Here is a 26,018-nt window from a genome sequence, read left to right as displayed (position 1 = left end):
GGGCGTCGCGGTCCGTCTGGAGAGCGTGCGAATCGTGCCGGTGGTGGCGCTCGGGCTGGTGACCCTGGCGGGATGCGGCCCGTCCGGGGGCGCGGCGGGCGACCACGCCTGCACGCTCATCGGGGCGATGCCCGGTGTGCGCGTGGACATCGCTCCCCGCCCGGGCCAGGACGTGGCGGGCGCGGCGGTGACGCTCTGCCGTGGCGGCGAATGCCGGACCTGGCACCCCGAGCTGCGCCCGGCGACCGCGGCCGATCCCCAGGGCTGCACCGGCACCGCACCGGACGACGCGTGCTCGGCGCGCGTCCGCCACACCGGCGGCTGGTTCGGCTTCATCGACGTCGCGGACCTGCGGGAAGGCCCGTACGACATCACCGTCGTGCTCACCGACGCGCGCGGCACCGAACTGGGCCGCACAACGCAGAACACCGCCGCGCGACTCGTCCACCCGAACGGGCCCGAGTGCGGCGGCGGTGTTCCGCAGGTACAGCTGGGGATCTAGACGGTGAACCCGAGCGCCCGGAGTTGCTCCCGGCCGTCGTCGGTGATCTTCTCCGGGCCCCACGGCGGCATCCAGACCCAGTTGATCCGGAAGTCCTTCACCACACCGGCCTGGCCGACCAGCACCGACGCCGTCTGGTCCTCGATCACGTCGGTCAGCGGGCAGGCCGCCGACGTCAGCGTCATGTCCAGGGTGGCCGTGTTGTCCGGCTCCACCCGGATGTCGTAGACGAGCCCGAGGTCGACCACGTTGATGCCGAGCTCGGGGTCCACGACGTCCCGCATGGCCTCTTCGATGTCCTCGATCTTGGCCACGTCCGCGGCCGGCGGCTGCGCCTGCTCGGGCAGGTCCGCCGCGGTGCGGCCCTCGCGCGTCTGCTCCTCGGTCACTTCTCGGCTCCGTTCGTGCGGGTCAGCGCATCCTTGAACGCCATCCAGCCCAGCAGGGCGCACTTCACCCGCGCCGGGTACTTCGACACCCCGGCGAAGGCGACCGCGTCCTCGAGCACGTCCTCGTCCGGCTCGATCTGGCCGCGGCTCTGCATCATCTCCACGAAGCTGTCCATCGTGGACAGCGCCTCCGACACGGTGTGACCGGTCACCAGATCGGTCAGCACCGAGGCGGACGCCTGGCTGATCGAGCAGCCCTGCCCCTCGTAGGAGACGTCGGCGACCTTGTCGCCCTCCACCTTCAGGCGCAGGGTGATCTCGTCGCCGCAGGTCGGGTTGACCTGGAACGACTCCGCGTCGAAGGGCTCCCGCAGGCCGTGGCCGTGCGGGTTCTTGTAGTGGTCCAGGATGATCTCCTGGTACATGCTCTCCAGGTTCACCTACGCCACCCCGAAGAACTTCTGCGCCTCGCGGATACCCGTGAGCAGGGCGTCCACTTCGGACAGATCGTTGTACAGGTAGAACGTCGCCCGCACGGTGGCGGGCACCTGGCACACCCGGTGCAGCGGCCACGCGCAGTGGTGTCCCACGCGCACGGCGATGCCCAGGCTGTCCAGCACCTGCCCGGCGTCGTGCGGGTGCACGCCGTCGACGACGAACGCGACGGTCGCGCCGCGGTCGGCGGTGTCGCCCGGTCCGATCAGCCGGACACCCGGGATCTCGGCGATGCCGGCCAGCGCGGCCTCGACGAGCGTGTGCTCGTGCGCGGCGACGCGTTCCATGCCGATCGCGGACAGGTAGTCCACGGCGGCACCGAGCCCGACGGCCTGCGACGTCATCGGCACGCCGGCCTCGAACTTCTGCGGCGGCGGCGCGAACGTGGTGCGCTCCATCGTGACCAGCTCGATCATCGACCCGCCGGTGAGGAACGGCGGCATCGCCTCGAGCAGCTCGCGGCGGCCGTAGAGCACGCCGATGCCGGACGGTGCCAGCATCTTGTGCCCGGAGAACACCGCGAAGTCCACGCCGAGGGCGTGGAAGTCGACCGGGAAGTGCGGCACCGACTGGCACGCGTCGAGCAGCGTCAGCGCGCCGACCTCCCGCGCGCGCCGCACGATCGGCGCGACCGGGTTGATCGTGCCGAGCACGTTGGACTGGTGCGCGAACGCGACGATCTTCGTGCGCTCGGTGACCAGCTCGTCCAGGTTGGACAGGTCCAGCCGGAACGTGTCGGTCAGGTCGAACCACCGCAGCGTCGCGCCGGTGCGCTGGCACAGCTGCTGCCAGGGCACCAGGTTCGCGTGGTGCTCCATCGCGGTGATCACGATCTCGTCGCCGGGACCGACGCGGAACCGGTCGGCCTCGGGACCGGCGGTGGCCGCGTTGCTCATCGCGTACGCGACGAGGTTGATGCCCTCGGTGGCGTTCTTGGTGAACACCAGCTCGCCCGGGTCCGCGCCGGTGAACTCGGCCGTGCGGGCACGGGCGTACTCGTAGGCGTCGGTGGCCTCCTCGGCGAGCTGGTGCGCGCCGCGGTGCACCGCCGCGTTGGAGGTCTCCAGGAACCGGCGCTCGGCGTCGAGCACCTGTGTGGGCCGCTGCGAGGTCGCGCCGGAGTCCAGGTACACCAAGGGTTTCCCGTCGCGCACCGTGCGCGACAGGATGGGGAAGTCGGCGCGCAGGGCAGCGACGTCCAAAGGCAGGTTGGCCGCGGCTGTGGTGGTCATGCGCGCCAACTCCTCTCTCGGCGTGTCGGTTCGGGAACGGGGGACGTCAGACCGCGGCCGCTTCCTTGCTGCCGGTGTACTTGACGTAGCCGCTCTCCTCCAGCTCGTCGGCCAGCGCCTTGCCGCCGGACTCGACGATCCGGCCGTCGGCGAAGACGTGCACGAAGTCCGGCGTGATGTGCCGCAGGATCCGCGTGTAGTGCGTGATCAGCATGACGCCGACCTCGTTGTTGGCCTTGTACTCGTTGACGCCCTCGGAGACGATCCGCAGCGCGTCGACGTCCAGGCCGGAGTCGGTCTCGTCGAGGATCGCGATCTTCGGCTTGAGCAGCGCCAGCTGCAGGATCTCGTGGCGCTTCTTCTCACCGCCGGAGAAGCCCTCGTTGACGCTGCGCTCGGCGAACTCGGGCGAGATCTCCAGCTTGGCCATCTCGTCCTTGACCTCCTTGACCCAGTGGCGCAGCTTCGGCGCCTCGCCGCGCACGGCGGTGGCGGCGGTCCGGAGGAAGTTGGACATGGACACGCCCGGCACCTCGACGGGGTACTGCATCGCCAGGAACAGCCCGGCGCGCGCCCGCTCATCGACCGACATCTCGAGGACGTTCTCGCCGTCCAGCAGCACCTCGCCGGAGGTCACCTCGTACTTGGGGTGACCGGCGATCGCGTAGGACAGGGTGGACTTGCCCGAGCCGTTCGGGCCCATGATGGCGTGGGTCTCGCCCGAGCGGATGGTCAGGTTGACGCCCTTGAGGATCTCTTTCGCGCCCTCGTCGGTGGTGACGGCGGCGTGCAGATCCTTGATTTCCAGTGTGGCCATGGCCTCGTTCGTCTCTGTCTCTCGTGGTGGAAGTAGGGGGCTCAGCCGGCGACGGCTTCGAGCTCGGCCTCGATCGCCTCGGCCAGGCGCTCGCGGACCTCGGGAACGTCGATCTTCATCAGGATCTCGTGGAAGAAACCCCGGACGACCAGGCGCCGCGCCTGCTCCTCCTCGATCCCGCGCGACTGCAGGTAGAACAACTGCTCGTCGTCGAACCTTCCCGTGGCGCTCGCGTGGCCGGCACCGGTGATCTCACCGGTCTCGATCTCCAGGTTCGGCACCGAGTCGGCGCGCGCACCCGTGGTGAGCACCAGGTTGCGGTTGAGCTCGTAGGTCTCGGTGCCCTCGGCCGCGGCCCGGATCAGCACGTCACCGATCCACACCGCGTGCGCGTCGTCGCCCTGCAGCGCACCCTTGTACATCACGTTGGACTTGCAGTTCGGGACCGCGTGGTCGACGAACAGGCGGTGTTCCTGGTGCTGGCCGGCGTCGGCGAAGTACAGGCCCAGCATCTCCACGTCGCCGCCCTTGTCCGCGAAGGTCGCGGTGGGCGAGACGCGCACCAGGTCGCCGCCGAGGGTGACCACGATGTGCTTGATCGTGGCGTCCTTGCCCAGCTTGATGTGCTGCTCGGAGACGTGCACCGCGTCGTCGGCCCAGTCCTGGACGCTGACCACGGTGAGCTTCGCGCCCTCGCCGACGACGAACTCGACGTTGTCGGCGTAGGTGCCGGAGCCGAGGTGGTCGAGCACGACCACGCCCTCGGCGTAGGCCTCGGCGCGCACCTGCACGTGCCCGAACGCGGTGTTGCCCTCGCCCGGACCGGTCAGCCGCAGCACGGTCGGCTTCGACGCGCGGGTCTCCTTCGGCAGGGTGACCACGGTCGCCGCGGCGAACGAGGTGTAGGCCTGCGCCGCGATGCGGTCGCTGGGCACGCCGGCCTGGCCGAGGCGCTCGTCCTCGCGGCCGACGGTCTCGACGCGCACCTCGGCGGCGGCGTCGACGTCGACCTTGACCTCACCGGAGGCCGTGGCGGTGCCGTCGTGCAGCCCGCGCAGTCGCTTCATCGGGGTGAAACGCCAGTTCTCCTCGCGGCCGCTGGGGACCTCGAAGGCCTCGACGTCGTACCCGGTGAAGCGCTCCGCGCGGGAGGCCGCCGGGACGACCGCCTCCGCGGCCGCAGCGGTGTTCTCAGCGACCGTCATGTCAGCCGACGGCTCCTTCCATCTGCAGTTCGATCAGGCGGTTCAGCTCGAGCGCGTACTCCATGGGCAGCTCGCGCGCGATGGGCTCGACGAACCCGCGCACGACCATGGCCATGGCCTCGTCCTCGGTGAGACCGCGCGACATCAGGTAGAACAGCTGGTCCTCGGAGACCTTCGACACCGTGGCCTCGTGGCCCATCGACACCTCGTCGTTGCGGATGTCGACGTAGGGGTAGGTGTCGGAGCGGGAGATGGTGTCGACCAGCAGCGCGTCGCACTTCACGGTCGAGGCGGAGTGGTGCGCCCGCTTGGCCACCTTCACCAGCCCGCGGTAGGAGGTGCGGCCACCGCCGCGCGCCACCGACTTCGACACGATGGTCGAGGAGGTGTGCGGCGCCAGGTGCTCCATCTTCGCGCCGGCGTCCTGGTGCTGGCCCTCGCCCGCGAACGCGATCGACAGGACCTCGCCCTTGGCGTGCTCACCCATCAGGAAGACCGACGGGTACTTCATCGTCACCTTGGAGCCGATGTTGCCGTCGATCCACTCCATGGTCGCGCCCTCTTCGCACTTGGCGCGCTTGGTGACCAGGTTGTAGACGTTGTTCGACCAGTTCTGGATCGTCGTGTAGCGGCAGCGGCCGCCCTTCTTCACGATGATCTCGACGACGGCCGAGTGCAGCGAGTCGGACTTGTAGATCGGCGCGGTGCAGCCTTCGACGTAATGGACGTACGCACCTTCGTCGACGATGATCAGGGTCCGCTCGAACTGGCCCATGTTCTCGGTGTTGATCCGGAAGTAGGCCTGCAGCGGGATGTCGACGTGCACGCCCGGCGGCACGTAGATGAACGACCCACCGGACCACACGGCCGTGTTCAGCGCGGAGAACTTGTTGTCACCGGCCGGGATGACCGAGCCGAAGTACTCCTGGAACAGCTCCGGGTGCTCCTTGAGGCCGGTGTCGGTGTCCAGGAAGATGACGCCCTGGGACTCCAGGTCCTCGCGGATCTTGTGGTAGACGACCTCCGACTCGTACTGGGCCGCGACGCCGGCGATCAGGCGCTGCTTCTCCGCCTCCGGGATGCCCAGCTTGTCGTAGGTGTTCTTGATGTCCTCGGGCAGCTCGTCCCAGCTGGCGGCCTGCTGCTCGGTGGAGCGCACGAAGTACTTGATGTTGTCGAAGTCGATCCCCGACAGGTCCGCGCCCCAGTTGGGCATGGGCTTGCGCTCGAACAGCTTCAGCGCCTTCTGGCGCGCCTCGAGCATCCACTCCGGCTCGCTCTTCTTCGCGGAGATGTCAGCCACGACCTCGGCGTTCAGCCCGCGGCGGGCGCTGGCCCCCGCGGCGTCGGGGTCGGCCCACCCGAACGCGTAGTTGCCCAGGGACTCGATGGTCTCTTCCTGGGACAGCGGCGTGGTGGTGGGATTGCGCTGCTCGGCAGCGGCAGTCATTCGCGTTTCCCTCCGTCCGGAGCTTTCGCTTGCAGACCCGGCGGATTCTCCGCAGGGACGTGTGTCGTGCACGCGGCGTCACCGCGCGCGATGGTGGCCAGCCGCTGGACGTGGGTGCCCAGCAACCTGGCGAATGCCTCGGTTTCCGCCTCGCACAGCTGCGGGAACTCAGCGGCGACGTGGGCGACCGGGCAGTGGTGCTGGCACAGTTGCGCGCCGGCACCGGTGGCCGAAGCGCCCACCTGGCGGGTGGACGCAGCGTAGCCTTCCCTGGTCAGGGCGGCCGCGAGGGCCTCCGCCCGGTGGGTGGGGCTGTCCGCGGCGTTGACCGCGGCCCGGTGCGGCTCGACCAGGGCGGCCACCCGCCGCTCCGCGAACGCCCGCACCGCGTCCTCGCCCGCGTGCTCGGCGAGGAAGCGGATCGCGGAGACCGCCAGGTCGTCGTAGGCGTGCCCGAACCGCGCCCGGCCCGTCTCGGTGAGCAGGAAGAGCTTGGCCGGGCGACCCCGCCCGCGCGGACCGCGCCGGGGCGCGTCCCGGGTCTCGGCCTCCCCGTCGGCCAGCAGGGCGTCCAGGTGGCGCCGCACCGCGGTCGGGCTGATGCCCAGCCGCTCCGCGACGACGCCCGCCGTCATGGGCCCGTCCTCCAGCAGGAGGCGGGCGACCTCGTGGCGGGTGCGTCCTTCCGGGGTGGCCTGGGTGGGCACCGGGGCTGGTGCGCTCGGCGCGGCCTGGGCCGGGGCGGGCCGGACGGACGCCACAGCGCCCGGACGGCTCGCGCCGGCCTGGTGCTGGGTGGCTCCGCTGTTTTTCACAACATAAGTGTGTCGTATTTCGGGCCGGGTGGCAAAGACCCGGGCGCGATTGGGTGATCGGAGTCACGGCCGCAGCGGCTTTTCGCCGCGGGACCTGCGGTGGTGGCGGTAGCGGAGATCGGAACGGCGTGTCGGGGCGGCCAGGCGGGTGCGGCTTCACCTGCGGGTGGTGCTGGCGGCCGCTGGTGGCCGGGACGGGCCCGCGGGTGGCCGTTCGGGGAACCGCCGGACGGACGGTCCGAACCCGCCACCTCATCCCGCCCGGGCACCACCCCGCCGCCCTGCTCCGGGCCCCTTTGCGGCGCCGATACCCTCTCTGTGTGGCATTGGGCGAGCAGGGCACCGGTGGCGGTGCGGTGGCGGTACCGCTGTCCCCGGTGCGGCCTCCCCAGGCCGGGCCGCTGGAACGGCGCGAACTGCGCGCACTCGACGTCATCCGCCGCCTGGGGACGGTCGGCGCGCTGCTCCTCGCGCTGGGCTCGCTGGGCGCCGGGGCCGCCCCCGTGCTCAACCCGGTCCAGGACATCCCCGTGCTGCGCCTGTTCGCCCGCATCCCGACGGTCTCCCTGGCCATCTGCTTCGCCGGGATGGGCATGCTCGTCGTCGGGTGGCTGCTGCTCGGCCGGTTCGCCCGGCCGGGCCGCGCGCGGCTCGCCACGCGGGCCCAGCTGACCCGCACCCTCGTCATGTGGCTCGTGCCGCTGATGTTCATCCCGCCGCTGTTCAGCCGCGACGTCTACAGCTACCTGGCGCAGAGCGAGATCGTCCACCGCGGCATGGACCCCTACTCACTGGGCCCGGCGCAGGCACTGGGCGTGGCCGACCCGCTCACCAGCGGCGTCTCCAACATGTGGCGCGAAACCCCGGCCCCCTACGGCCCGCTCTTCCTCAAGCTCGGCAGCTGGATCTCGGCGGTCACGGGCGACAACATCGTCGCCGGCGTGCTCCTGCAGCGGGCCCTCGCGCTGGCGGGCGTCGCGCTGATCATCTGGGCCCTGCCGCGCCTCGCGCAGCGCTTCGGGGTCGAACCGGCCACCGCGCTGTGGCTGGGCGCCGCCAACCCGCTCGTCCTGTTCCACCTCGTCGCCGGCGCGCACAACGAAGCACTGGGCATCGGCCTCATGGTCGCCGGCCTGGAACTGGGCATCCGGCGGCTGCCGGTCCGCGTGGCCGGCGACACCGTGCCGCCGCTGGCGCGCGGCGAGCTCCTCTTCATCGTCCTCGGCGCGGCGGTCATCACGCTCGGCGCGGCCGTGAAGATCAACGCCATCATCGCGCTGGGCTTCTTCGGCGTCATGGTCGCCCGCCGCTGGCACGGCCGCATCAGCGACCTGCTGCGCGCCGCGGCCATCGTCACCGGCGTGTTCGCCGTCGTCATGGTCGCCGTGTGCCTGGGCACCGGCCTCGGCTTCGGCTGGGTCGGCGCCCTGGGCACCCCGGGCCTGGTGCGCAGCTGGATCTCCCCCACCGCGGAACTGGCCAACATCGGCGGCGTGCTGGGCATCGCGCTCGGGCTGGGCAACCACACCGACGCGCTCGTGTCGATCCTGCAGCTGGCCGGCACCGCGCTGGCCGGGCTCATCACCGTCAAGTTCCTGTGGGACAGCTTCCGCTGGCGCTACCGCCCCATCATCGGCCTCGGCGTGTCCCTCGGCGCCTTCATGATGCTGCACGTGGCGATGCAGCCGTGGTGGCTGCTGTGGGCGGTCATCCCGCTCGCCGCCGCCGCGGGCACCTCCCGCTTCCGCCACGCCGCCACCGTCGCCAGCGTCGCGCTCGCGTTCCTCGCCGCGCCGCCGGGCAGCACCTTCGACGGCCGCTCCTTCGTCGTGCCGCAGGCCTACCTGGCGGCCCTGGTCGTCGTCGCCGTCGCGGTGCTGGTCGTGTGGCGCAGGGCACCTCTTCTGCTGAAGAGGGATCCGCAGCCGGTCGCCTGAACGGAAGTCGTACGCTTGACAGTCGTGAGCACACCTGCCGTCGAGATCACCGGGCTGGTGAAGCGTTACGGCTCGAAGACCGCGGTCGACGGCCTGGACCTGAAGATGGGCCGCGGCCGCCTGCTCGCGCTGCTGGGCCCCAACGGCGCCGGCAAGACCACCACCGTCGAGATCTGCGAGGGCTTCCGCCGCGCCGACTCCGGCACGGTGCGCGTGCTGGGCCTCGACCCGGCGCGCGACGGCGCCGCCCTGCGCCCCCGCATCGGCGTCATGCCGCAGGGCGGCGGCGCCTACCCGGGCGTCCGCGCGGGCGAGATGCTGGGCCTGGTCGCCTCCTGCGCCGCCGACCCGCTCGACCCGGCGTGGCTGCTCGACGTCCTCGGCCTGGCCCCCGCCCGCCGCACCCCGTTCAAGCGCCTGTCCGGTGGCCAGCAGCAGCGCCTGTCACTGGCCTGCGCCCTCGTCGGGCGCCCCGAGCTGGTGTTCCTCGACGAGCCGACCGCAGGGATGGACCCGCAGGCCCGCCGCCTGGTCTGGGAGCTGCTCGGCGCGCTGCGCTCCGACGGCGTCAGCGTCCTGCTCACCACGCACCTCATGGAGGAGGCCGAGGCGCTGGCCGACGACGTGGTGATCGTCGACCACGGCAAGGTCATCGCCGAAGGCACCCCGAGCGCACTGACCGCCGACGACACCGACACCGCCCAGCTGCGGTTCAAGGCCCGCGCCTCGCTGGACACCGAGCTGCTCACCGCCGCCCTGCCCGAGGGCTACCACGTGAGCGAGTCCGCGCCGGGCAGCTACCAGGTCGCCGGCAAGGTGACCCCGCAGGTGGTGTCCACCGTGACCGCGTGGTGCGCCCAGCAGGGCGTGCTGGCCGAGGAGCTGCACGTCGGCAAACGCGACCTGGAAGAGGTCTTCCTCGAGCTGACCGGACGGGAGCTGCGATCGTGACCGCACCGGCCCGGTTCCCCGCCGGAACCTTCACCCCCGCACCCGGCGCCGGCAGCCGCGCGCGGATGCTGTTCACCCACGCGAAGGTCGAGACCAGCCTCACGCTGCGGCACGGCGAGCAGATCCTGCTCACCCTGCTCATCCCGCTGGCCCTGCTGATCGGCCTGACGCTGCTGGACGTCCTGCCCACCGGCGACCTCGGCGGCGTGTCCAAGGTGGACTGGCTGACGCCGCGGATCTTCGCGCTGGCGGTGATGTCCTCGGCGTTCACCGGGCAGGCCATCGCGCTCGGGTTCGACCGCCGCTACGGCGTGCTCAAGCGGCTGTCGGCCACCGCCATCCCGCGCTGGCTGCTCGTCGCGGGCCGGATCGTCGCCGCCCTGGTCGTGGTGCTGCTGCAGGTCGTGGCGCTCGGCGTGGTCGCCGCGTTCCTCGGCTGGACCCCGTCGGCGGCGGGCATCGCCGCGGCGATCGTCCTGCTCGTGCTCGGCACCCTGAGCTTCGGCGCGCTGGGTGTGCTGCTCGGCGGGTCGCTGCGGGCGGAGGCCGTGCTCGCGCTGGCCAACATCGTGTGGTTCGTGCTGCTGCTGGCCGGCGGCATCCTGCTGGCCCCGTCGACGCTGCCGTCGGGCGCCGCCACGGTCATCGAACTGCTGCCCTCCGGCGCGCTGGCCGAGGGGCTGCGGTCCGCGCTGGTGGACGGGCAGTTCGCCGGGGGGCCGATCGCCGTGCTCGCCGCCTGGACCGTCGTGGCGGCCGCGGTGGCCGCGAAGACGACAAAACTGACATAACCCTAGGATGTTCCCGTGGCACTGAAGTCCCTGATCGCCCGCCTGCCGTACCCGTCGCACAGCGTGCAGCGCGCCATCGGCGTCGCCGCGATCGTCGCCCAGGCCGGCATCGGGGTCACCGGTTCGGTCGTCCGCGTCACCGGGTCCGGTCTCGGGTGCCCGACGTGGCCGCAGTGCTTCCCGGGCAGCCTGGTCCCGGTCGCCCACCCCGAGTTCGACACGCTCAACCAGTGGATCGAGTTCAGCAACCGGATGCTCACCGGCGTGGTCATCCTCGTCTCGGCGCTGGCCGTGCTCGCCGCGTGGCGGGTGCTCGTCGACCACCCGCAGCGGCGGCGGCTGGTCAAGCTCGCCTGGACGATGCCCGGCGGTGTCGTGCTGCAGGCGGTGGTCGGCGGGATGACGGTGCTCGCGAAGCTGGAGTGGTGGACCGTCGCGATCCACTTCCTCGCCTCGACACCGCTGATCTGGCTGGCCGTGCTGCTGCTGCGGGCGTTCAACGAGGGCGACGAGCCGGCGCGCTGGCTCGTCCCGCCGCTGGCGAAGAAGCTGCTGGTCACGCTCGTGGTGGCGCTGTGGGGGGTCCTGATCGCCGGCACCACCGTCACCGGCGCCGGCCCGCACGGCGGCGACCCGGAGACCCACCGGCTGGACGCGCCGATCGAGGTGCTCGCCCGGGTCCACGGCGGTCTGCTCGTGTTCTACCTGCTCGTGCTCGCCACGTTCGGCCTGGTGCTGATGCGGGGCGGCACCCCGGCCGCGCTGTGGCGGCGGTACGCGATCGTCTGGGTGGTGGCGCTCGCGCAGGGGGTGCTGGGGTCGGTGCAGTACGCGCTGGGCATCCCGGAGGCGCTCGTGTCGCTGCACGTCCTGGGTTCGGCGCTGGTGATCGTGGCGACCGCGGCGCTGTGGAGCGGCGCGCGGGACCGCGGCGCGGTCACGACGAGGGAGCCGGCGCCGCCGGAGAGCGGCGTGAACGGGGTTCCGTCGCCCGTCATGCGGTAGTAACGCCCGAGGGGGGTATTCGCCAGAACGGTTCCCTACGGTGGGGCCGGAGAGAGAGGTTACTGCCACCCATGACGAAACCGCTGATCTCGCATCGCCGGTCCTCCGGTCAGATGATCGTGTTGAAGGCGTTCCTGCTGATCCCGTTCCTGGCGCTGATCACCGCCGTCCCGCTCGCCTGGGGATGGGGCCTGACCTGGCTGGACCTGGGGCTGGCCGTGGTGTTCTACGTCGTCGCCACGCTCGGGGTGACCGTGGGCTACCACCGCTACTTCACGCACGGCGCGTTCAAGACCGGGCGGCCGCTGCGGGTGGCGATGGCGATCGCCGGCAGCATGGCCGTGCAGGGGTCGGTCATCTTCTGGGTGGCCAGCCACCGGCGCCACCACGCGTTCGCCGACCGCGAGGGCGACCCGCACTCGCCGTGGCTGTTCGGCACCAGCCCGGGTGCGCTGCTGCGCGGCTTCTGGCACGCGCACATGGGGTGGATGTTCCAGCGTGAGGTGACCAACTACGAGCGGTTCGCGCCGGACCTGCTGGCCGACGACGACCTGCGCGTGGTCAACCGGCTGTTCTGGCTGTGGATCGTGCTGAGCCTGGGGCTGCCGACGCTGCTCGGCGGGCTGCTGAGCTGGTCGTGGTGGGGTGCGGTGACCGCGTTCTTCTGGGCGGGGCTGGTGCGGATCGCGTTCCTGCACCACGTGACGTGGTCGGTGAACTCGATCTGCCACATGATCGGCGACCGGCCGTTCGCCAGCCGCGACAAGGCGGCGAACTTCTGGCCGCTGGCGATCCTGTCGATGGGCGAGTCGTGGCACAACTCGCACCACGCCGATCCGACGTGCGCCCGGCACGGTGTGCTGCGCGGGCAGGTGGACGTGTCGGCGCGGCTGATCTGGATCTTCGAGAAGCTGGGCTGGGCGCGCGACGTGCGGTGGCCGCGCGCCGAGCGCCTCGCCGCGAAGCGCCTCGAGCCCGCCTCCTAGGTCCTACAGGGAGTGCCCGGCCATCCGGCGGCGGTGGCCGGGCCCGATCTTGGTCGAGTTGACGGTCTCGGCGTCCCACTCGGCCGGTTCCAGGTCCTCGATCGCCTCGACGAGCTTCTGCCCGGTCTCGACGCCGGGGACGATGATGTCGCCGAGGGCGCCGTCGTGGCCGACGAGCACGACCCGCGCCCCGGCCCGGCCGATGTTCTCCACGACGGCCTTCGCCGGCTTGCCGTGTTCGGCGACGAAGCGGCGGGCGGTCGTAAGCTGCTTGGCGGTGGGCGCCGGTGCCTCGGTCTCTTCAGCCATGTCGGCATCTTAGGGAAGATCGGGCGGCCCCACCGGCTTGTACGGGGTGAACCCGACCACGTCAGGAGGAGACACGAGATGCCCACGGCAGTGCAGATCCGGCAGACCGGCGGCCCCGAGGTGCTGGAGGTGGCCGACGTCGAGACCGGCGATCCGGGTCCCGGGGAGCTGCTGGTCGACGTGGCCGCCGCGGGGGTCAACTACATCGACACCTACCAGCGCAGCGGCATCTACAAGCTGGACCTGCCGCAGGTGCTGGGTCAGGAAGGCGCCGGAACGGTCGCCGCGGTCGGGGCCGACGTGACCGGGTTCGAGGTCGGTGACCGGGTGGCGTGGCAGGGCGTGCTGGGCTCGTACGCGCAGCGGGCCCGGATCCCGGCCCGCAGTGCGGTGCGCGTCCCCGAGGGCGTGACCGAGGAGGTCGCCGCCGCCACGATGCTGCAGGGGATCACGGCGCACTACCTGGTCCGCTCGACGTACGAGGTGCGGGAGGGCGACACGATCCTGTTGCACGCGGCCGCTGGCGGCGTCGGGCTGCTGCTGGTGCAGCTGGCGAAGGCCCGCGGTGCGCGGGTGATCGGGACCGTGTCGACGGCCGAGAAGGAGGCGCTGGCCCGGGAGGCCGGTGCCGACGAGGTGATCCGCTACGACCAGGTGGATTTCGCCGAGGAGGTCCGGAAGCTGACCGGCGGCGAGGGCGTCGCCGCCGTGTACGACGGGGTGGGCCAGTCCACTTTCGACGGGAGCCTGGCGAGCCTGCGGGTGCGGGGCATGCTGGTCCTGTTCGGAGCGGCGAGCGGACCCGTCCCCCCGGTCGACCCGCAGCGCCTGAACGCGGCCGGGTCGGTCTACCTGACCCGGCCCACGTCGGCGCACTACGTCCGCACCCGGGAGGAACTGGACTGGCGAGCGGGAGAACTGTTCGAGGCGGTGACCTCGGGGGCGCTGAAGGTGCGCATCGGGGGCCGCTACCCGCTCGCCGACGTGGCCCAGGCGCACCAGGACCTGCAAGGCCGCAAGACGACGGGCAAGCTGCTGCTGATCCCCTAGCGGCGCCGGCGCTCGGCGGTTTCGTCACCACCGGAGACCCCCAGCGCGCCCCGCTAGACCTCCCCCGCCCCCGAGTCGGCACCCCAGGCGACCACCCAGCGCCGCAGGCGCCCTGGCCGAAGCGGCGAAAAGATCAAACGCAGGTGATCGCCGGGTGGTCACCCCTCGCCTGATCGGGGCCGCTGACGGCCTCAGGCGCCGGGATGACCACCCGGTTCGTCGTGGGACACGCTCATATGCTCACGGCGGCGCGGATCGTCTCCTTCAGGCTGCTCGTCGTGGCGATGACGGCCGTCGGTTCGTAGCCGCAGTGCGCCATGCAGTTGGCGCACCTGGGGTCCTTGCCCCGGCCGAAGGCGTCCCAGTCCGTCTCCTCGATCAGCTCACGCCACGTCTTCGCGTACCCGTCGTCGAGCAGGTAACACGGCCGCTGCCAGCCCAGCAAGGAATACGACGGGATCCCCCACGGCGTGCACTCCAGGTCGCGCTTGCCCTCGATGAAGTCCAGGAACACCGGCGAGTGGTTCAGCCGCCACTTCTTGCGGCGGCCGTCCGCGAACGCCTTCTTGAACAGCTCGCGCGTCTGCTGCACCCCCAGGAAGTGCTCCTGGTCGGGCGCCTTCTCGTACGCGTAGCCCGGCGACAACTGCATGTTGTCGACCTTCACGACGTCGTTCAGGTAGTCCAGGACATCGATGACGTCCTGCGGGGTGTCGGTGTTGAAGAACGTGGTGTTCGTCATCACCTTGAAGCCCTTGGACTTCGCCAGCTCGATCGCGTCGATCGCGGCCTGGAAACCGCCCTCCTTGCGCACCGACGCGTCGTGCTTCTCCGCCAGCCCGTCGATGTGGACCATCCAGGTGAAGTTGCGGTGCGGCTTGAACTTGTGGATGTGCTTGGGCAGCAGCAGCGCGTTCGTGCACAGGAACACGATCTTGTTGCGCTCCAGCAGGATCCGGGTGATCTCGTGGATCTGCGGGTGCATCAACGGCTCACCACCGGCGATGGACACCATCGGCGCGCCGCTCTCCTCCACGGCACCCACGGCCTGCTGCACCGGCATCCGCTGCTTCAGCAGGTGCGCCGGCTGCTGGATCTTCCCGCAGCCACCGCACTTGAGGTTGCACGCGAACAGCGGTTCCAGCTCGACCAGGATCGCAAACTTGTCCTTGCGAAGCAGCTTTTGCTTGGCCAGGAACGCACCCAGCCGGATCGACTGGCGCAACGGCATCGCCATGGTCTAGCTCACCTCCCGGGGTAATGTGAACACCACGTCTTCTTCGGCCTGCGCGCTCTCGGTCAGCGTCGACCGTCCGAGTCCGCGAAGGCACCGCACCAGCTCGGCCACCAGGTCCGGCGGCGCCGAGGCACCCGCGGTGATCCCGATCCGCCTCGCCCCGGCCAGCCAGCGCAGGTCCACTTCGGACACGTCGTCGACGAGCCTGGCTCGCGTGTCCCGCCGTCGCGCGACCTCGACCAGGCGCTGCGAGTTGGACGAGTTCGCCGAGCCGACCACGAGGACGAGGTCCGCCTCCTCCGCCACCGCCGACACCGCGCGCTGGCGGTTGGTGGTGGCGTAACAGATGTCGTCGCGCCGCGGGCCCTCGATCGCGGGGAACCGGTCCCGCAGCACGGCGGCGATCTCCTCCGCCTCGTCCACCGCCAGGGTGGTCTGCATCGCGTAGGCCACCCGTCCGGCGGGCGCCCGCACGTGCGCGGCCGCGTCCGCGTCCTCGACCACCACGATCCGGTCGGGCGACTCCCCCACCGTGCCCTCGACCTCCTCGTGGTCGGCGTGCCCGATGAGGAACACCGTGTCACCGCGCCCGGTGTAGCGCTTGACCTCGGTGTGCACCTTCATCACCAGCGGGCAGGTCGCGTCGATCACCCGCAGGTCCCGCGCGTGCGCGGCGGCCCGCACCGACGGCGCGACACCGTGTGCGGCCAGGACGGTCGTCGCCCCGCGCGGCACCTCCTCGACCTCCTGCACGAACACCGCGCCCAGCGCCTCCAGCCGTCGCACCACGTGTGCGTTGTGGACGACCTGGCGCCGCACGTACACCGGCGCGCCGTACCGCGCCAGCGCTCGCTCGACGATCTCGATCGCCCGCTCCACCCCGGCGCAGAACGACCGCGGGCTGGCCAGCAGCAGGTCGCCGTCCCCGGCGGCCTCGCACCACTCCCGCAGCGCCGGCACCGCCATCCGCAGCGAGCGCAACCCGGTGATGCCGCGCAACACCGTGCCGGGCCGCCACAACGGCTGCTCCGGGGTGTCCACAATGGCCCGCACCACCGCCACCGGGCCGGGCAGCGTGGCGAACTCCGCGGACTCCATGTCGACGGCCAGCGCACCGCGTCCCGCGAACCGCGCCCGGTCCGCACCGTCCACGACGGACGGGGACGACGCGATCGGTCCGAGGTGGACCGTCAGCCCGAGCCGGCGCAGTGCCGCGGCCAGCATCGGCGCGGACGGCAACGGCACGCGCCCGGCGGGCCCGTCGATCTCGGTCGCCACCACGAGATCGCCCGGCTGCACGTGCGGGACGAGCGCGCCGCCGACCCCGGCGACGAGCACCGGCCGCCCCGCCCGGGCCAGCCGCGCCGCCGACTCGGCGGCGCGGCGCGGACCCATCCCGCCGCGCAGCACCACCAGGCCCGGCACCCGCAGTGCCGCCGCCTCGACGCGCATCGGCGCGACCACGACCCCGGTCATGACCGTCCCAGGTACCGGCCCAGGGCGGTCACCGGGAACACCAGCCGGTACAGGTGGTAGTTGATGTAGAAGTCGCCGGGGAACCCGGTGCCGGTGAACTGGGGCTCGTCCCAGGTGCCGTCCGGGCGCTGGGTCTCGGCGAGCCACCGCACCCCGCGCGCGGCGGCCGCGGAGTCCCGTTCCCCCGCCGCGATCAGCGCCAGCAGCGCCCACGCGGTCTGCGACGCGGTCGAGTCGCCGCGCCCGGCCCACGACGGGTCGCGGTAGGAGCGCAGGTCCTCCCCCCAGCCGCCGTCGGCGTTCTGGTGTTCGGCCAGCCACCGCACGGCCCGCCGGATCGCGGTCGACGACGCCGGTACCCCGGCCTCCACCAGTGCGGGGACGACCGCCCCGGTGCCGTAGACGTAGTTGGCGCCCCACCGGCCGAACCACGACCCGTCGGCCTCCTGGTGGTCCAGCAGCCACCGCACGCCACGACGGCATTCGCGGCCGCCCGCCCGGCCTTCCTTGGCCAGCATCTCGACGACGTGCGCCGTGACGTCGGCCGAGGGCGGGTCGATCACCGCGCCGAAGTCGCAGAACGGCAGCTTGGTGGTCAGTTCCCGGGTGTTGTCGGCGTCGAAGGCGCCCCAGCCGCCGTCGCGCGACTGCATGCCGGTCACCCACTTCACCGCGCGGTCCAGGGCCGCGGACAGGCGGTCGGCGTCCGGGTGCTCGACGCGGCGCAGGCCGAGCACGACCTCGGCGGTGTCGTCGGTGTCCGGGTAGAGGTCGTTGGCGAACTCGAAGGCCCACCCGCCGGGGTCCAGGTCCGGCCGCCGCACGGCCCAGTCGCCGCGCACGGCGATCTCCTCGCCGAGCATCCAGTCGACGGCCTTGAGCAGGTGCGGGTCGTCGCCCGGCGCGCCCGCGTCGAGCAGGGCGGTGATCGCCAGCGCGGTGTCCCAGACCGGCGACTGGCAGGCTTCCAGCCGCCGCACGGTCCCCTCGGGCGTCTCCTCGCGGATCAGGAACCCCTCCAGACCCTCCAGGCCCGCCCGGATCGCGGGGTGGTCCAGCGAGTAGCCGAGCAGGTGCAGCGCGAGCAGCGAGTACACCCACGGCGGCTGGATCCCGCCCCACCCGCCGTCGGCCTCCTGCCGGGCCAGGATCCACTCCGCGGCCTGCCGCATCGCGAACTCGCGCACCGGCTTGACCGGCACCTTCGCGTACAGGTGCAGCGCCTTGTCCAGGTAGTGGAAGGCGCCCGCCCAGGTCCACGGCGCGACCAGGCCGCCGCCGCGCCGGACGCCGGAGCGCAGCTCGTCGATGCCGAACGGCAGGGGCCGCACCGGCCGCAGCGTGTTGACGACGGTCAGCGGCACCACGGTCTGCCGGGCCCAGCACCCCCAGTCGTAGACGTTGAGCGGCACCCACGACGGCAGCAGCACCAGCTCGGGCGGCATGTTCGGCAGGTCGTCCCACGACCAGAGCCCGAACAGCGCCAGCCAGATCCGGGTGAACACGCGGCTGGCCTCGACCCCGCCGCCGCGCCGGACGAACTCGGCGGCCGCCCGCATGTGCGGCTCGTCCGGGGAGTCGCCGGCCAGCCGGAGTGCGACCCACGCCTCGACGGTGGTCGACAGGTCGCCCGGCCCGCCGTGGAAGGTGGCCCAGGTGCCGTCCGCCCGCTGCTGCGAGCGGATCCAGCGAGCGGCCTCCTCGGTCTCGGTCGCCCGGCGGATGCCGAGGAACTCCCGCATGAGCAGGTCCTCGGCGTCCATGGTCACGTTGGTCTGCAGCTCGCCCTTCCACCAGCCACCGTCGCGCTGCAGGCCCTTGAGGTGGGCCACGGCGCGGTCCAGCGCCGCGGCGGCACCGGATCCGGATCTGGTGGCAGGATCGGCGGTCTGCGTCATCAGGCCTCCCTGGTCACGATGAACCGCGCGAGGGCCAGCAGCTCCTCGCGCACCCGTCCCGGGACCTCGGCGTCCTCGAGCTTGCGTTGTCCCGCCACCATCCGGCGGTGGGCTTCCTCCAGCGCCCACGCCCGCCCGCCGGCCAGGTCGACCAGGTCGGCGGCGCGGCGCACCGCGGCCTCGTCGGCGACGTCGCCGTCGGCGAGCCAGGCGGCCACCTCGCGGCCGGGCGCGCCACCGTGGGTGACGGCGTAGGTGACCGGGAGGCTCTTCTTGCGGGCCCGCAGGTCGGAGTGCACCGGTTTGCCGGTGACCGACGGCTCGCCCCAGATTCCGAGCACGTCGTCGACCAGCTGGAACGCCAGGCCCAGGTCGGCGCCGAACTCGGCGAGCGCCGCCACCGTGCGCTGCGGCGCGCGGGCCAGCACGGCCCCGATCGCCGCGCTGGCGGACAGCAGCGCGCCGGTCTTGCCGCCGGCCATGTCCAGGCACTCGTCGAGGGTGACGTCGTCGCGCTGCTCGAAGGCCACGTCCAGCACCTGGCCGCGGATCAGTTCGCCGACCGCCTCGGACAGCAGCCGCGCCGCCGCGACCGCGCCCGGCTCCTCGGAGTCCAGCAGGACCTCGTTGGCCAGGGCGAGCATCGCGTCGCCGGTGAGGATCGCGCTGGCCGCACCCCGCACCGCCCACACCGTCGGCCGGTGCCGCCGCTCGGTGTCGCCGTCCATCAGGTCGTCGTGCAGCAGCGAGAAGTTGTGCACCAGTTCCACGGCGACTGCGCCGGGCAGCCCGGTCGCCGGCGGCGCGCCCGCGGCCTCCGCCGACAACAGCGCCAGCGCGGGCCGCACGGCCTTGCCGCCGCCGGAGGTCGGGTTGCCGTCGAGGTCGGTCCAGCCGAGGTGGTAGTAGGCGATCGCGCGGCTGGCCGGGTCGAGCCGGTCCACGGCGGCCCGCATCGCGGGCAGGACGGCCTGCCTGCCCTGCTGCAGGGAATCGAGAACAGCGGTCATGCGGGTATCCCTTCCGAACGGCCCGGTACCCCCGCGGGGGTGCCGAGTACGGCTTGGGCGGCCGCCTCACCGCTGCGCACGGCGCCCTCCATGGTCGCCGGCCAGCCGGTGGCGGTCCACGCGCCGGCCAGCACCAGCCCCGGGGCACGGGTGCGGGCGGGCGGGCGCAGTCCCGCGCTGCCCGGCGCGGGACGGAACGTGGCGTGCCGCTCTCGCGTCACGAAGAAGTCGAGGACCTCCGCACCGCGCGCGGCGGGCAGCACCTCGCCCAGGGCGGGCAGCATCCGCTCGCGCAGGACCCGCACCGGTTCCTCGATCTCCGCCTCGGCCGCCGAGATCGAGATCGCCAGGTACTGGCCCCGGTCCAGGCCCGAGGAGGCGGTGCGGTCGAACACCCACTGCACGGGCGAGTCGATCGCGGCGAAGAACGGCTGGGACGTGACCCGCCGGTCGAACACGACGTGCACGTTGACGATCGGCGAGCTGCCCAGCCGCTCGGCGAAGTCGGGCGGCAGGCGGACCGCGCCCTCCGGCAGCAGCTTGGCCGCGGCGGGCGGGGGCACGGCGAGCACGACCTGATCGGCTTCGACCGGCTCGTCCGCGCCGACCCGCCAGGCGCCCCCGTCCCGGGACAGCCCGGTCACCTTGGTGTTCAGCCGCACCCGCACGCCCGCCTCGGTCAGCCGCGCCAGGGCCGGCTCGCCGTGCAGCCGCCGCAGGGGCACGGTGGCCCAGCCGATGTCGGCCGCGGCGGCGTCGGTGAGCAGGCCGATCTGGAACACGGTCGCGGCCAGGCCGAGCGAGGCGTGCTCCGCCCGGGCGTTCAGCGTGGCGATGCCGACGAGGTCCCACAGCCTGGTGATCGCCGCGTGGCTCTGGCCGTGCGCTGCCAGCCACTCGCCGAACGTGCGCCGGTCGGAGCTGGGGGCGGCCGGGTCGACGGACTTGAGCGCGAGCGCGGCCCCGGCGAAGCGCATCCGGTCGCCGAGGCCGAGCGGGCCGTAGCGCAGCACGGAGTCCGCCAGGTGCAGCGGCGCGGGCAGCGGGTTGCGGCGCAGCCACACCGGGCGGCGCGAGCCGGGCGCGTGGACCGGGATCTCCAGGCGCGGCTGCAGGTGGACCCGGTCCGTCACGCCGAGGCGTTCGAGCAGGCCCAGGTACGCGGTGCAGCAGCGCAGGAACACGTGCTGTCCGTTGTCGACGTGCAGGCCGTCGCGGGTGAACGAGTGGGTCAGGCCGCCGAGCAGGCCGCGGGACTCCAGCAGGGTCACCTCGTGCCCGGCGTCGGCGCAGCGCAGGGCCGCGGTGATCCCGGCGAGGCCACCACCGACGACCGCGACCCGCCGCGTCATGCCGCCCGCCCGCCCAGCGCGCGCACCGCCACGCCCAGCTTCTCCCGGCCGGACAGCGACAACCGCTTGTCGTAGACGGCGGCGGGCTGCTCGGCGATCCGCTCCAGCAGCTGCCGGTAGATGCCCGCCATCGCCAGGCAGCACGCGCCGCTGCGGCGGTCCAGCAGCGGACCGAGGCGCAGCCCGTCGGCGTACCACTCACGGGCACGGGCGGCGCTGTGCCGGATCAGGTTCGCCAGGCCGCCGTCGGGATCGGCCAGCGCCCCGCCGGAGTCCACGGTCAGCTCGACCCCGAACGCGTCCAGGTCCTCCTTCGGCAGGTAGACGCGGCCGGTGAGGAGGTCCTCGCGGATGTCGCGCAGGATGTTGGTCTGCTGCAGCGCGATCCCGAGCGCGTCGGCGTAGTGCGCGGCCCGCGGGTGCGGTTTGTGGCCGAAGACACCCAGGCACAGCCGCCCGATCGAGCCGGCCACGCACCGGCAGTACCCGGTCAGCTCGTCGAACGTGCCGTAGCGGCGGCCCTCGATGTCCATCCAGACGCCGTCGAGCAGCTCCTCGAACGCCTCCAGCGGCACCGGGTAACGCCGCGCCGCGTCGGCGACGGCGACCATCACCGGGTCGGTGCTGCGGTCCAGTGCCGAGAGCTCCTTGCGGACCGCCTCCAGCTGCGTGGCCTTCTCCTCGATCGGCAGGTCGCCGTCGCCGATGTCGTCCACGCGCCGCGCCAGCGCGTACACCGCGCACAGCGCCGAACGGCGTTGCCGGGTGAGCAGGCGGATGCCCCAGTAGAAGTTGCGGGCCTCCGTCCTGGTGATGTCCTCGCAGGTCGCATAGGCCTGCTGGATCGTCGGAGTCGTCATCGGAGCCGACCACCTTCCCGGATGCGGCGGACATGGGCGGCCGGGCGCACCAGCAGGGCGATCAGGTGCGCCAGCACGTCGGTCTTGCGGGGTCGCGGGGTGCCGGCCAGGACGTCCCAGCGGGCCCGGCGCAGCGCGTCGAGCGTGGCCAGGCCGCCGGCGACGTACCCGGCGACCGCGAGACGGGCCCAGCCGTGCAGTCGGTCCAGCAGCGCGGCGCCGGTGGTGAGCAGGTCGAGCGCGCGGGCAGTCTGCGCCGCGACGGTCAGCCGCACGGCCCGGTTCGCCGTCGGCGCGTCGAGGTCGGCCTCGGTGGCCCCGAACGCGGCGAGGGCGGCCTGCGGCAGGTAGATCCGCCCGTTGCGGCGGTCCTCGGCGACGTCCTGGCAGTGCTCGATCAGCTGGAGCGCGGTGCAGACCCGGTCGGAGAGCCGTTCCGCTTCGCGGTCGCGCACGCCGAAGACGCGGAGCACGAGGCGTCCCACCGGGTCGGCGGAGAGCACGCAGTACTCCTCCAGCTCGGCCTGCGTGGCGTACCGGCCGACGCGCTGGTCCTGGAGGTTCGCCCGCACGAGGCGATTGAACGGGCCGGCTTCCAGATCGCGGCGCCGAATCGCGGGAAGAAGATCACGCAATACCCGTTCGTGTGGTTCATCCCCCCGAAAGGTCCGTTCCAGATCTGACTGGAATCGCAATAACCCGGCGGTGCGGTCCGCGGAGGAACCGGCTGACTCGTCACCCAGGTCGTCGATCACCCGCGCCACCCGGTAGATCGCCCCCAGGTCATGACGCAGGTCACGCGGAAGTATCCGCAGTGCTACCGGGAAGTTCTCGGCCTGCTGTTTTTCGCGCAGCGCGCGATCAGCGTCGGTGCGGGAACCGGGGGGTGCGGGAGCCATCACCTCATAATCACTCGGTGACGGTGACCAATTCTTCGCACCGGAAACAAAAATGAAGAAGCCCCGGTTGTCACGAGCTGACAGTATTGACCCGGACGATGGACGGCACGCGGGCAGGCGAGTGGGGGTCCACGAGATGACGGTCAGACGGACGGAGACCAGCGACGGGAAGCTGGCACAGCTGGCGGCGGCGACGTCGCAACGGCTGCCACGCATGCTCGACGACGTCGCCCGGCTGCTCAACGAGCACTGGCCCGACTACGCCGAGTTCATCGTCACAGAACGGGACGAGGTCCTGGTCTCCGCCAACATGTTCCTGCGCCGCCTGCTGCGCATGGCCAAATGGGACATCACCGAACTGTCCGGCATCGCCGACCAGGCGGGCGACCGGTTCGGGGAACAGCCGCTGTTCGAGGAGATCGGGCGCGCGCAGTGGCAGCAGGGCCGCGACCTGACGAGCCTGCTGTCGGCCTACCAGATCGGCGCGCGGGTGGCGTGGCACCACGTCGCGGAGGTCGCGCTCGAGGTCGGTGTCCCGTCGGACATGTTCGCCTCACTGGCCGAAGCGGTGTTCATCTTCGTCGACCAGTTGTCCTCGGCATCGGCGCGCGGGTACGTGCTGGAGCAGTCCGAGGCGGCGGCGACCCGGGAACGCCTGCGCGACGAGCTCGCCGACATGCTGTTGTCGGACCGTTCCGATTCCGCCGCGATCCGCGCCGCGGCGGCTCGCGTGGACTGGCCGCTCCCCCGCCAGGCCGCGGTTGTCCTGGTGGAGCCGGACAACCCGGTCGGCAGCGCGCTGCTGGGCCGGCTCGGGAACTCGTCGCTGCACGTCCGGCGGCAGCGGCTGGTGTGCGCCATCGTGCCCGACCCGGACGGGCCGCAGCGACGGGAACGGCTGGCCTCCGCGCTGCGCGGCGCGGGCGCGGTCGTCGGGCACGCGGTGCCGCTGGAACGGCTGCCCGCCAGCATGCACGTCGCCGAGCTCGCCGCCCAGCTGCGCCGGGCGCAGGTGCTGGAGGACGATCCGGTGTTCGTGGACGAGCACCTGGACTCGATCATCGTCCGCCGCGACGCGAAGCTGTTCGACGCCTTCCGCCACCAGTGCCTGGCGCCCCTGGCCCACCTCGGCCCGGTGACGCGGAAACGGCTGTGCGAGACGCTCGCCTGCTGGCTGCGGCACCTGGGCGACCGCCGCGCCATGGCCGAGGAACTGCACATCCACCCGCAGACCGTCCGCTACCGCATGACCCAGCTGCGCGAGTTGTTCGGGGAGAGCCTGGACGACCCGGACAACCGCCGCCGCCTGACGCTCGCGCTCGCCTGGGGCGGCTCGGAGCCCGGCGGCCTCTGACACCCGATCAGTCCAGTTCCGCCAGTACCGCCCGGAATTCGGCGAGGAATCCGTCCACGCTGTCCACCAGCGTCGCGTCCACGGTGGCGCTCATCGAGAACGAGCCGTGCCAGCCCAGCACACCGACGGTGAACGGTGTTCCCGGCGCGAGCGGGATGATCGCGAACGCCGTGCGCAACGGGTGTTCACCGAAGTCCACCTGCCACGCCGCACCCGGCATGTTGGACACCGTTCCGTTGAAGAACCGTTCATTGTAGACAGTCCGGGCGAACCAGGCGTGGAAGAACACCGGCAGCAGGTTCGCGAGCGTGTGCTGCACGAACCGCGACGCGACGACCCGCGTGCCGGTGCGCAACCGCTTGGTGGCCCTGGCGATCCGGGCGAGCCGTTCGGCCTCCGGCATGTCGCCGAGCGGGATGTCCACCATCACCGCGGCGGTCACGTTGCCCTCCGCGCCGGGCCGCGGCTCGGCGGCCATCAGCGTCACCGACGTCAGCATCGACTCCGGCAGCGGCGCGACCGCCACGCGCCGCAACGCGCCGGCCACTCCGCCGAGCAGCAGGTCGGTGACCCGGACCCGGTGCTTGCGGGCCAGTTCGCGGACGTCGTCCAGCGGGATCTGCAGGGTCGCGTAGCGGCGGTCCGGCGGGTCGCCCGACGGCAGCTGCGCGCGGGGCCGCCCGTCGGTCGCCAGCTGCGCCAGGCCCACGGCACCGGCGGCGACCTTCTGCAGCGCGTTGGGCCGTTTCGCCTCGTTGAGCCCCTCCAGCAGGCTCGGCGAGTCGAACAGCTCCAGCATCAGGCTGATGGTGCCGATTCCGTCGGCGACGGCGTGGTGCACCAGGGAGATGACCGCGGCGGTGTTCTCCTCGACGCCGCGGACGACGGCGAAGCGCCACAGCGGCCGGTCCCGCGGCAGCGGCTCGCTCTGGAAGCGGGCGACCAGCTTGTGCAGCTCCCCCATCCCGCCGGGGGTGCCGTCCGGACGGGTCAGGTCGAAGTCGGGGACGTGCCAGTCCCAGTCGATGTCGGGGTGCGGCACCCAGTACTGGCGCCACCAGCGCGAGTAGGGCGACAGACGCTGTGCGTAGCGGGGCATCGCGGGCAGCTTCGCCTCGAGCGCGGACCGCACCCAGTCCTTCGTGGGTCCGGACGGGTTCTTGGACGTGTCGAGCATGATGAGCCCCCCGACGTGCTGGGGGTAGCCGGGCGTCTCGACGTGCAGGAAGAAGGTGTCCGAGGCGGGCACGCGCTCGACCGGACGGGCGAGGCGCGCGATCCGCGTGGCGAGGCCGATGACCACGACGGCCGCGGCCGCGTCGATCCAGTAGTGGTTGCCGGTGGCGATGATGACTCCGAACGTGATGAGGACGTGCACGGCGCTGACGCTCTGCACGGCCCAGCCGCCGCGGATGCGCGCGAGCACCACCGAAACCCACAGTGCCCAGCCGACGTGCAGCGACGGCATGGCGGCCAGCTGGTTGGCGCCCTGCAGTGCCGGTGAGCCCCAGGACAGGAAGGTGTGGCCGAGGCGGACGGTGTCGACGAACCCGGCGCCCTCGAGCATCCGCGGCGGGGCGACCGGGAAGAACCAGAAACAGGCCAGGGCGAACAGGTTGAGCCAGACGAAGGAGTTGCGCACCGGCCGGTAGTGGACCGGGTGCCGCGCGTGCACCCAGATCAGCAGGATGATCGCGCTGGCGATGTAGGTGATCGCGTACTCGTAGTTGGCGAAGACGCGGATCCAGCCCTGGCCGGCGAGCCACCGGTTCACGGGGAGTTCGAAGTCCAGGTGCAGCCAGCGCTCGAACGCGAGGAGGGCCTCACCGTTGGCGTGGGCGCGCGGCCCGCGGCCGGGCAGGGGGAACGTCTCGACCAGCAGGTAGACCCCGAACAGGGCGAGGCCGAGCAGCAGCTCACCCCACCAGTTCGGCCGCCGGACGGCCGCGGGGCGGCCGTCCAGGGTCACCGGAGGCCGTGAGGTGGAACCGACGGTGA

General features: G+C 72.2%; 24 protein-coding genes. 8 read left to right on the top strand and 16 right to left on the bottom strand.

What is annotated here, in order from left to right:
* Positions 1–25 precede the first annotated feature (25 nt).
* Entirely contained in the window at positions 26–502 is a 477-nt protein-coding gene (locus FB470_RS24220; protein ID WP_306995106.1) for a hypothetical protein, read from the top strand.
* Here the strand turns inward: FB470_RS24220 and FB470_RS24215 are convergent.
* The 7 genes from FB470_RS24215 to FB470_RS24185 are packed head-to-tail and all read right to left on the bottom strand — an operon-like array spanning position 499 to position 6,905.
* A complete protein-coding gene (locus FB470_RS24215) occupies positions 499–891 on the bottom strand; it encodes a metal-sulfur cluster assembly factor (protein WP_306995104.1) in 393 nt (130 codons plus the stop codon). The genes FB470_RS24220 and FB470_RS24215 overlap by 4 nt on opposite strands.
* Positions 888–1,331 (bottom strand): Fe-S cluster assembly sulfur transfer protein SufU, encoded by a 444-nt coding sequence (gene sufU / locus FB470_RS24210; RefSeq protein WP_306995103.1) that lies wholly within the window; start codon positions 1,329–1,331, stop codon positions 888–890. The genes FB470_RS24215 and sufU overlap by 4 nt, the downstream gene beginning before the upstream one ends.
* Positions 1,332–2,618 (bottom strand): cysteine desulfurase, encoded by a 1,287-nt coding sequence (locus FB470_RS24205; protein WP_306995101.1) that lies wholly within the window; start codon positions 2,616–2,618, stop codon positions 1,332–1,334.
* A 46-nt stretch (positions 2,619–2,664) separates the two neighbouring features.
* Positions 2,665–3,435 (bottom strand): Fe-S cluster assembly ATPase SufC, encoded by a 771-nt coding sequence (gene sufC, locus FB470_RS24200; protein WP_306995099.1) that lies wholly within the window; start codon positions 3,433–3,435, stop codon positions 2,665–2,667.
* Positions 3,436–3,476: 41 nt separating this feature from the next.
* The gene (gene sufD / locus FB470_RS24195; protein WP_306995097.1) at positions 3,477–4,640 is read right to left on the bottom strand and encodes a Fe-S cluster assembly protein SufD; all 1,164 of its coding nucleotides are present in this window, start codon (positions 4,638–4,640) and stop codon (positions 3,477–3,479) included.
* Position 4,641: 1 nt separating this feature from the next.
* Positions 4,642–6,090, bottom strand: a complete 1,449-nt coding sequence (gene sufB / locus FB470_RS24190) for a Fe-S cluster assembly protein SufB (protein WP_306995095.1) — start codon at positions 6,088–6,090, stop codon at positions 4,642–4,644.
* Positions 6,087–6,905, bottom strand: coding sequence for a helix-turn-helix transcriptional regulator (locus FB470_RS24185; RefSeq protein ID WP_370876546.1), 819 nt, complete (start codon positions 6,903–6,905; stop codon positions 6,087–6,089). The genes sufB and FB470_RS24185 overlap by 4 nt, the downstream gene beginning before the upstream one ends.
* 326 nt (positions 6,906–7,231) lie before the next feature.
* On the opposite strand from FB470_RS24185, the gene mptB reads away from it, so the two are divergent.
* From mptB to FB470_RS24160, 5 genes are all read left to right on the top strand, one after another.
* Positions 7,232–8,842, top strand: coding sequence for a polyprenol phosphomannose-dependent alpha 1,6 mannosyltransferase MptB (gene mptB / locus FB470_RS24180; protein ID WP_306999464.1), 1,611 nt, complete (start codon positions 7,232–7,234; stop codon positions 8,840–8,842).
* Positions 8,843–8,866: 24 nt separating this feature from the next.
* Positions 8,867–9,793, top strand: a complete 927-nt coding sequence (locus FB470_RS24175; protein WP_306995094.1) for an ABC transporter ATP-binding protein — start codon at positions 8,867–8,869, stop codon at positions 9,791–9,793.
* Positions 9,794–9,858: 65 nt separating this feature from the next.
* A complete protein-coding gene (locus FB470_RS24170) occupies positions 9,859–10,584 on the top strand; it encodes an ABC transporter permease (protein WP_306999462.1) in 726 nt (241 codons plus the stop codon).
* A gap of 15 nt (positions 10,585–10,599) precedes the next feature.
* Positions 10,600–11,589, top strand: a complete 990-nt coding sequence (locus FB470_RS24165; protein ID WP_306995092.1) for a COX15/CtaA family protein — start codon at positions 10,600–10,602, stop codon at positions 11,587–11,589.
* 71 nt (positions 11,590–11,660) lie between these two features.
* A complete protein-coding gene (locus FB470_RS24160) occupies positions 11,661–12,575 on the top strand; it encodes an acyl-CoA desaturase (protein WP_306995090.1) in 915 nt (304 codons plus the stop codon).
* A gap of 3 nt (positions 12,576–12,578) precedes the next feature.
* On the opposite strand, the gene FB470_RS24155 is transcribed toward FB470_RS24160, so the two are convergent.
* Positions 12,579–12,884 (bottom strand): hypothetical protein, encoded by a 306-nt coding sequence (locus FB470_RS24155; protein ID WP_306995088.1) that lies wholly within the window; start codon positions 12,882–12,884, stop codon positions 12,579–12,581.
* 78 nt (positions 12,885–12,962) lie between these two features.
* On the opposite strand from FB470_RS24155, the gene FB470_RS24150 reads away from it, so the two are divergent.
* Positions 12,963–13,934: a quinone oxidoreductase family protein gene (locus FB470_RS24150; protein WP_306995086.1), complete on the top strand. Its 972-nt coding sequence runs from the start codon at positions 12,963–12,965 to the stop codon at positions 13,932–13,934.
* Positions 13,935–14,166: 232 nt separating this feature from the next.
* Here FB470_RS24150 and hpnH read toward each other — a convergent pair whose 3' ends face one another.
* Genes hpnH through hpnC form a run of 7 tightly spaced genes read right to left on the bottom strand, consistent with a single transcriptional unit; the run spans position 14,167 to position 22,666 of the window.
* A complete protein-coding gene (hpnH, locus tag FB470_RS24145; RefSeq protein WP_306995084.1) occupies positions 14,167–15,171 on the bottom strand; it encodes an adenosyl-hopene transferase HpnH in 1,005 nt (334 codons plus the stop codon).
* A 3-nt stretch (positions 15,172–15,174) separates the two neighbouring features.
* Positions 15,175–16,647, bottom strand: a complete 1,473-nt coding sequence (gene ispH / locus FB470_RS24140) for a 4-hydroxy-3-methylbut-2-enyl diphosphate reductase (protein ID WP_306995082.1) — start codon at positions 16,645–16,647, stop codon at positions 15,175–15,177.
* A complete protein-coding gene (shc, locus tag FB470_RS24135; protein WP_306995080.1) occupies positions 16,644–18,545 on the bottom strand; it encodes a squalene--hopene cyclase in 1,902 nt (633 codons plus the stop codon). The genes ispH and shc overlap by 4 nt, the downstream gene beginning before the upstream one ends.
* Positions 18,545–19,555, bottom strand: a complete 1,011-nt coding sequence (locus tag FB470_RS24130) for a polyprenyl synthetase family protein (protein WP_306995078.1) — start codon at positions 19,553–19,555, stop codon at positions 18,545–18,547. The genes shc and FB470_RS24130 overlap by 1 nt, the downstream gene beginning before the upstream one ends.
* Positions 19,552–20,907, bottom strand: coding sequence for a hydroxysqualene dehydroxylase HpnE (gene hpnE, locus FB470_RS24125; RefSeq protein ID WP_306995076.1), 1,356 nt, complete (start codon positions 20,905–20,907; stop codon positions 19,552–19,554). The genes FB470_RS24130 and hpnE overlap by 4 nt, the downstream gene beginning before the upstream one ends.
* Positions 20,904–21,767 carry a presqualene diphosphate synthase HpnD gene (gene hpnD / locus FB470_RS24120; RefSeq protein WP_306995074.1) on the bottom strand — a complete coding sequence of 288 codons (864 nt, stop codon included), beginning with the start codon at positions 21,765–21,767 and terminating at the stop codon, positions 20,904–20,906. The genes hpnE and hpnD overlap by 4 nt, the downstream gene beginning before the upstream one ends.
* Positions 21,764–22,666 carry a squalene synthase HpnC gene (gene hpnC, locus FB470_RS24115; RefSeq protein WP_306995072.1) on the bottom strand — a complete coding sequence of 301 codons (903 nt, stop codon included), beginning with the start codon at positions 22,664–22,666 and terminating at the stop codon, positions 21,764–21,766. The genes hpnD and hpnC overlap by 4 nt, the downstream gene beginning before the upstream one ends.
* Positions 22,667–22,802: 136 nt before the next feature.
* Between hpnC and FB470_RS24110 the strand changes: the two genes are divergently transcribed.
* A complete protein-coding gene (locus FB470_RS24110) occupies positions 22,803–24,020 on the top strand; it encodes a PucR family transcriptional regulator (RefSeq protein WP_306995070.1) in 1,218 nt (405 codons plus the stop codon).
* A gap of 7 nt (positions 24,021–24,027) precedes the next feature.
* Here the strand turns inward: FB470_RS24110 and FB470_RS24105 are convergent, their stop codons facing one another.
* The gene (locus FB470_RS24105) at positions 24,028–25,989 is read right to left on the bottom strand and encodes a bifunctional phosphatase PAP2/O-acyltransferase family protein (RefSeq protein WP_306995069.1); all 1,962 of its coding nucleotides are present in this window, start codon (positions 25,987–25,989) and stop codon (positions 24,028–24,030) included.
* Between the last annotated feature and the right edge of the window lie 29 nt (positions 25,990–26,018).

The sequence above is a fragment of the Amycolatopsis thermophila genome (assembly GCF_030814215.1).
GTDB classification, from domain to species: domain Bacteria; phylum Actinomycetota; class Actinomycetes; order Mycobacteriales; family Pseudonocardiaceae; genus Amycolatopsis_E; species Amycolatopsis_E thermophila.
The sequence above is the reverse complement of the archived record's forward strand: the minus strand, read 5'-3'. Positions and strand labels throughout refer to the sequence as shown.

Excerpts from the sequence above, each read along its gene's own strand:
- shc (WP_306995080.1), bottom strand. The coding sequence starts at position 18,545 with ATGACGCAGACCGCCGATCCTGCCACCAGATCCGGATCCGGTGCCGCC.
- FB470_RS24110 (WP_306995070.1), top strand. The coding sequence starts at position 22,803 with ATGACGGTCAGACGGACGGAGACCAGCGACGGGAAGCTGGCACAGCTG.
- FB470_RS24170 (WP_306999462.1), top strand. The coding sequence starts at position 9,859 with ATGCTGTTCACCCACGCGAAGGTCGAGACCAGCCTCACGCTGCGGCAC.
- sufC (WP_306995099.1), bottom strand. The coding sequence starts at position 3,435 with ATGGCCACACTGGAAATCAAGGATCTGCACGCCGCCGTCACCACCGAC.
- FB470_RS24160 (WP_306995090.1), top strand. The coding sequence starts at position 11,661 with ATGACGAAACCGCTGATCTCGCATCGCCGGTCCTCCGGTCAGATGATC.
- hpnD (WP_306995074.1), bottom strand. The coding sequence starts at position 21,767 with ATGACGACTCCGACGATCCAGCAGGCCTATGCGACCTGCGAGGACATC.
- sufB (WP_306995095.1), bottom strand. The coding sequence starts at position 6,090 with ATGACTGCCGCTGCCGAGCAGCGCAATCCCACCACCACGCCGCTGTCC.
- FB470_RS24205 (WP_306995101.1), bottom strand. The coding sequence starts at position 2,618 with ATGACCACCACAGCCGCGGCCAACCTGCCTTTGGACGTCGCTGCCCTG.
- FB470_RS24130 (WP_306995078.1), bottom strand. The coding sequence starts at position 19,555 with ATGACCGCTGTTCTCGATTCCCTGCAGCAGGGCAGGCAGGCCGTCCTG.
- hpnH (WP_306995084.1), bottom strand. The coding sequence starts at position 15,171 with ATGGCGATGCCGTTGCGCCAGTCGATCCGGCTGGGTGCGTTCCTGGCC.
- hpnC (WP_306995072.1), bottom strand. The coding sequence starts at position 22,666 with ATGGCTCCCGCACCCCCCGGTTCCCGCACCGACGCTGATCGCGCGCTG.
- FB470_RS24150 (WP_306995086.1), top strand. The coding sequence starts at position 12,963 with ATGCCCACGGCAGTGCAGATCCGGCAGACCGGCGGCCCCGAGGTGCTG.
- ispH (WP_306995082.1), bottom strand. The coding sequence starts at position 16,647 with ATGACCGGGGTCGTGGTCGCGCCGATGCGCGTCGAGGCGGCGGCACTG.
- sufD (WP_306995097.1), bottom strand. The coding sequence starts at position 4,640 with ATGACGGTCGCTGAGAACACCGCTGCGGCCGCGGAGGCGGTCGTCCCG.
- hpnE (WP_306995076.1), bottom strand. The coding sequence starts at position 20,907 with ATGACGCGGCGGGTCGCGGTCGTCGGTGGTGGCCTCGCCGGGATCACC.
- FB470_RS24155 (WP_306995088.1), bottom strand. The coding sequence starts at position 12,884 with ATGGCTGAAGAGACCGAGGCACCGGCGCCCACCGCCAAGCAGCTTACG.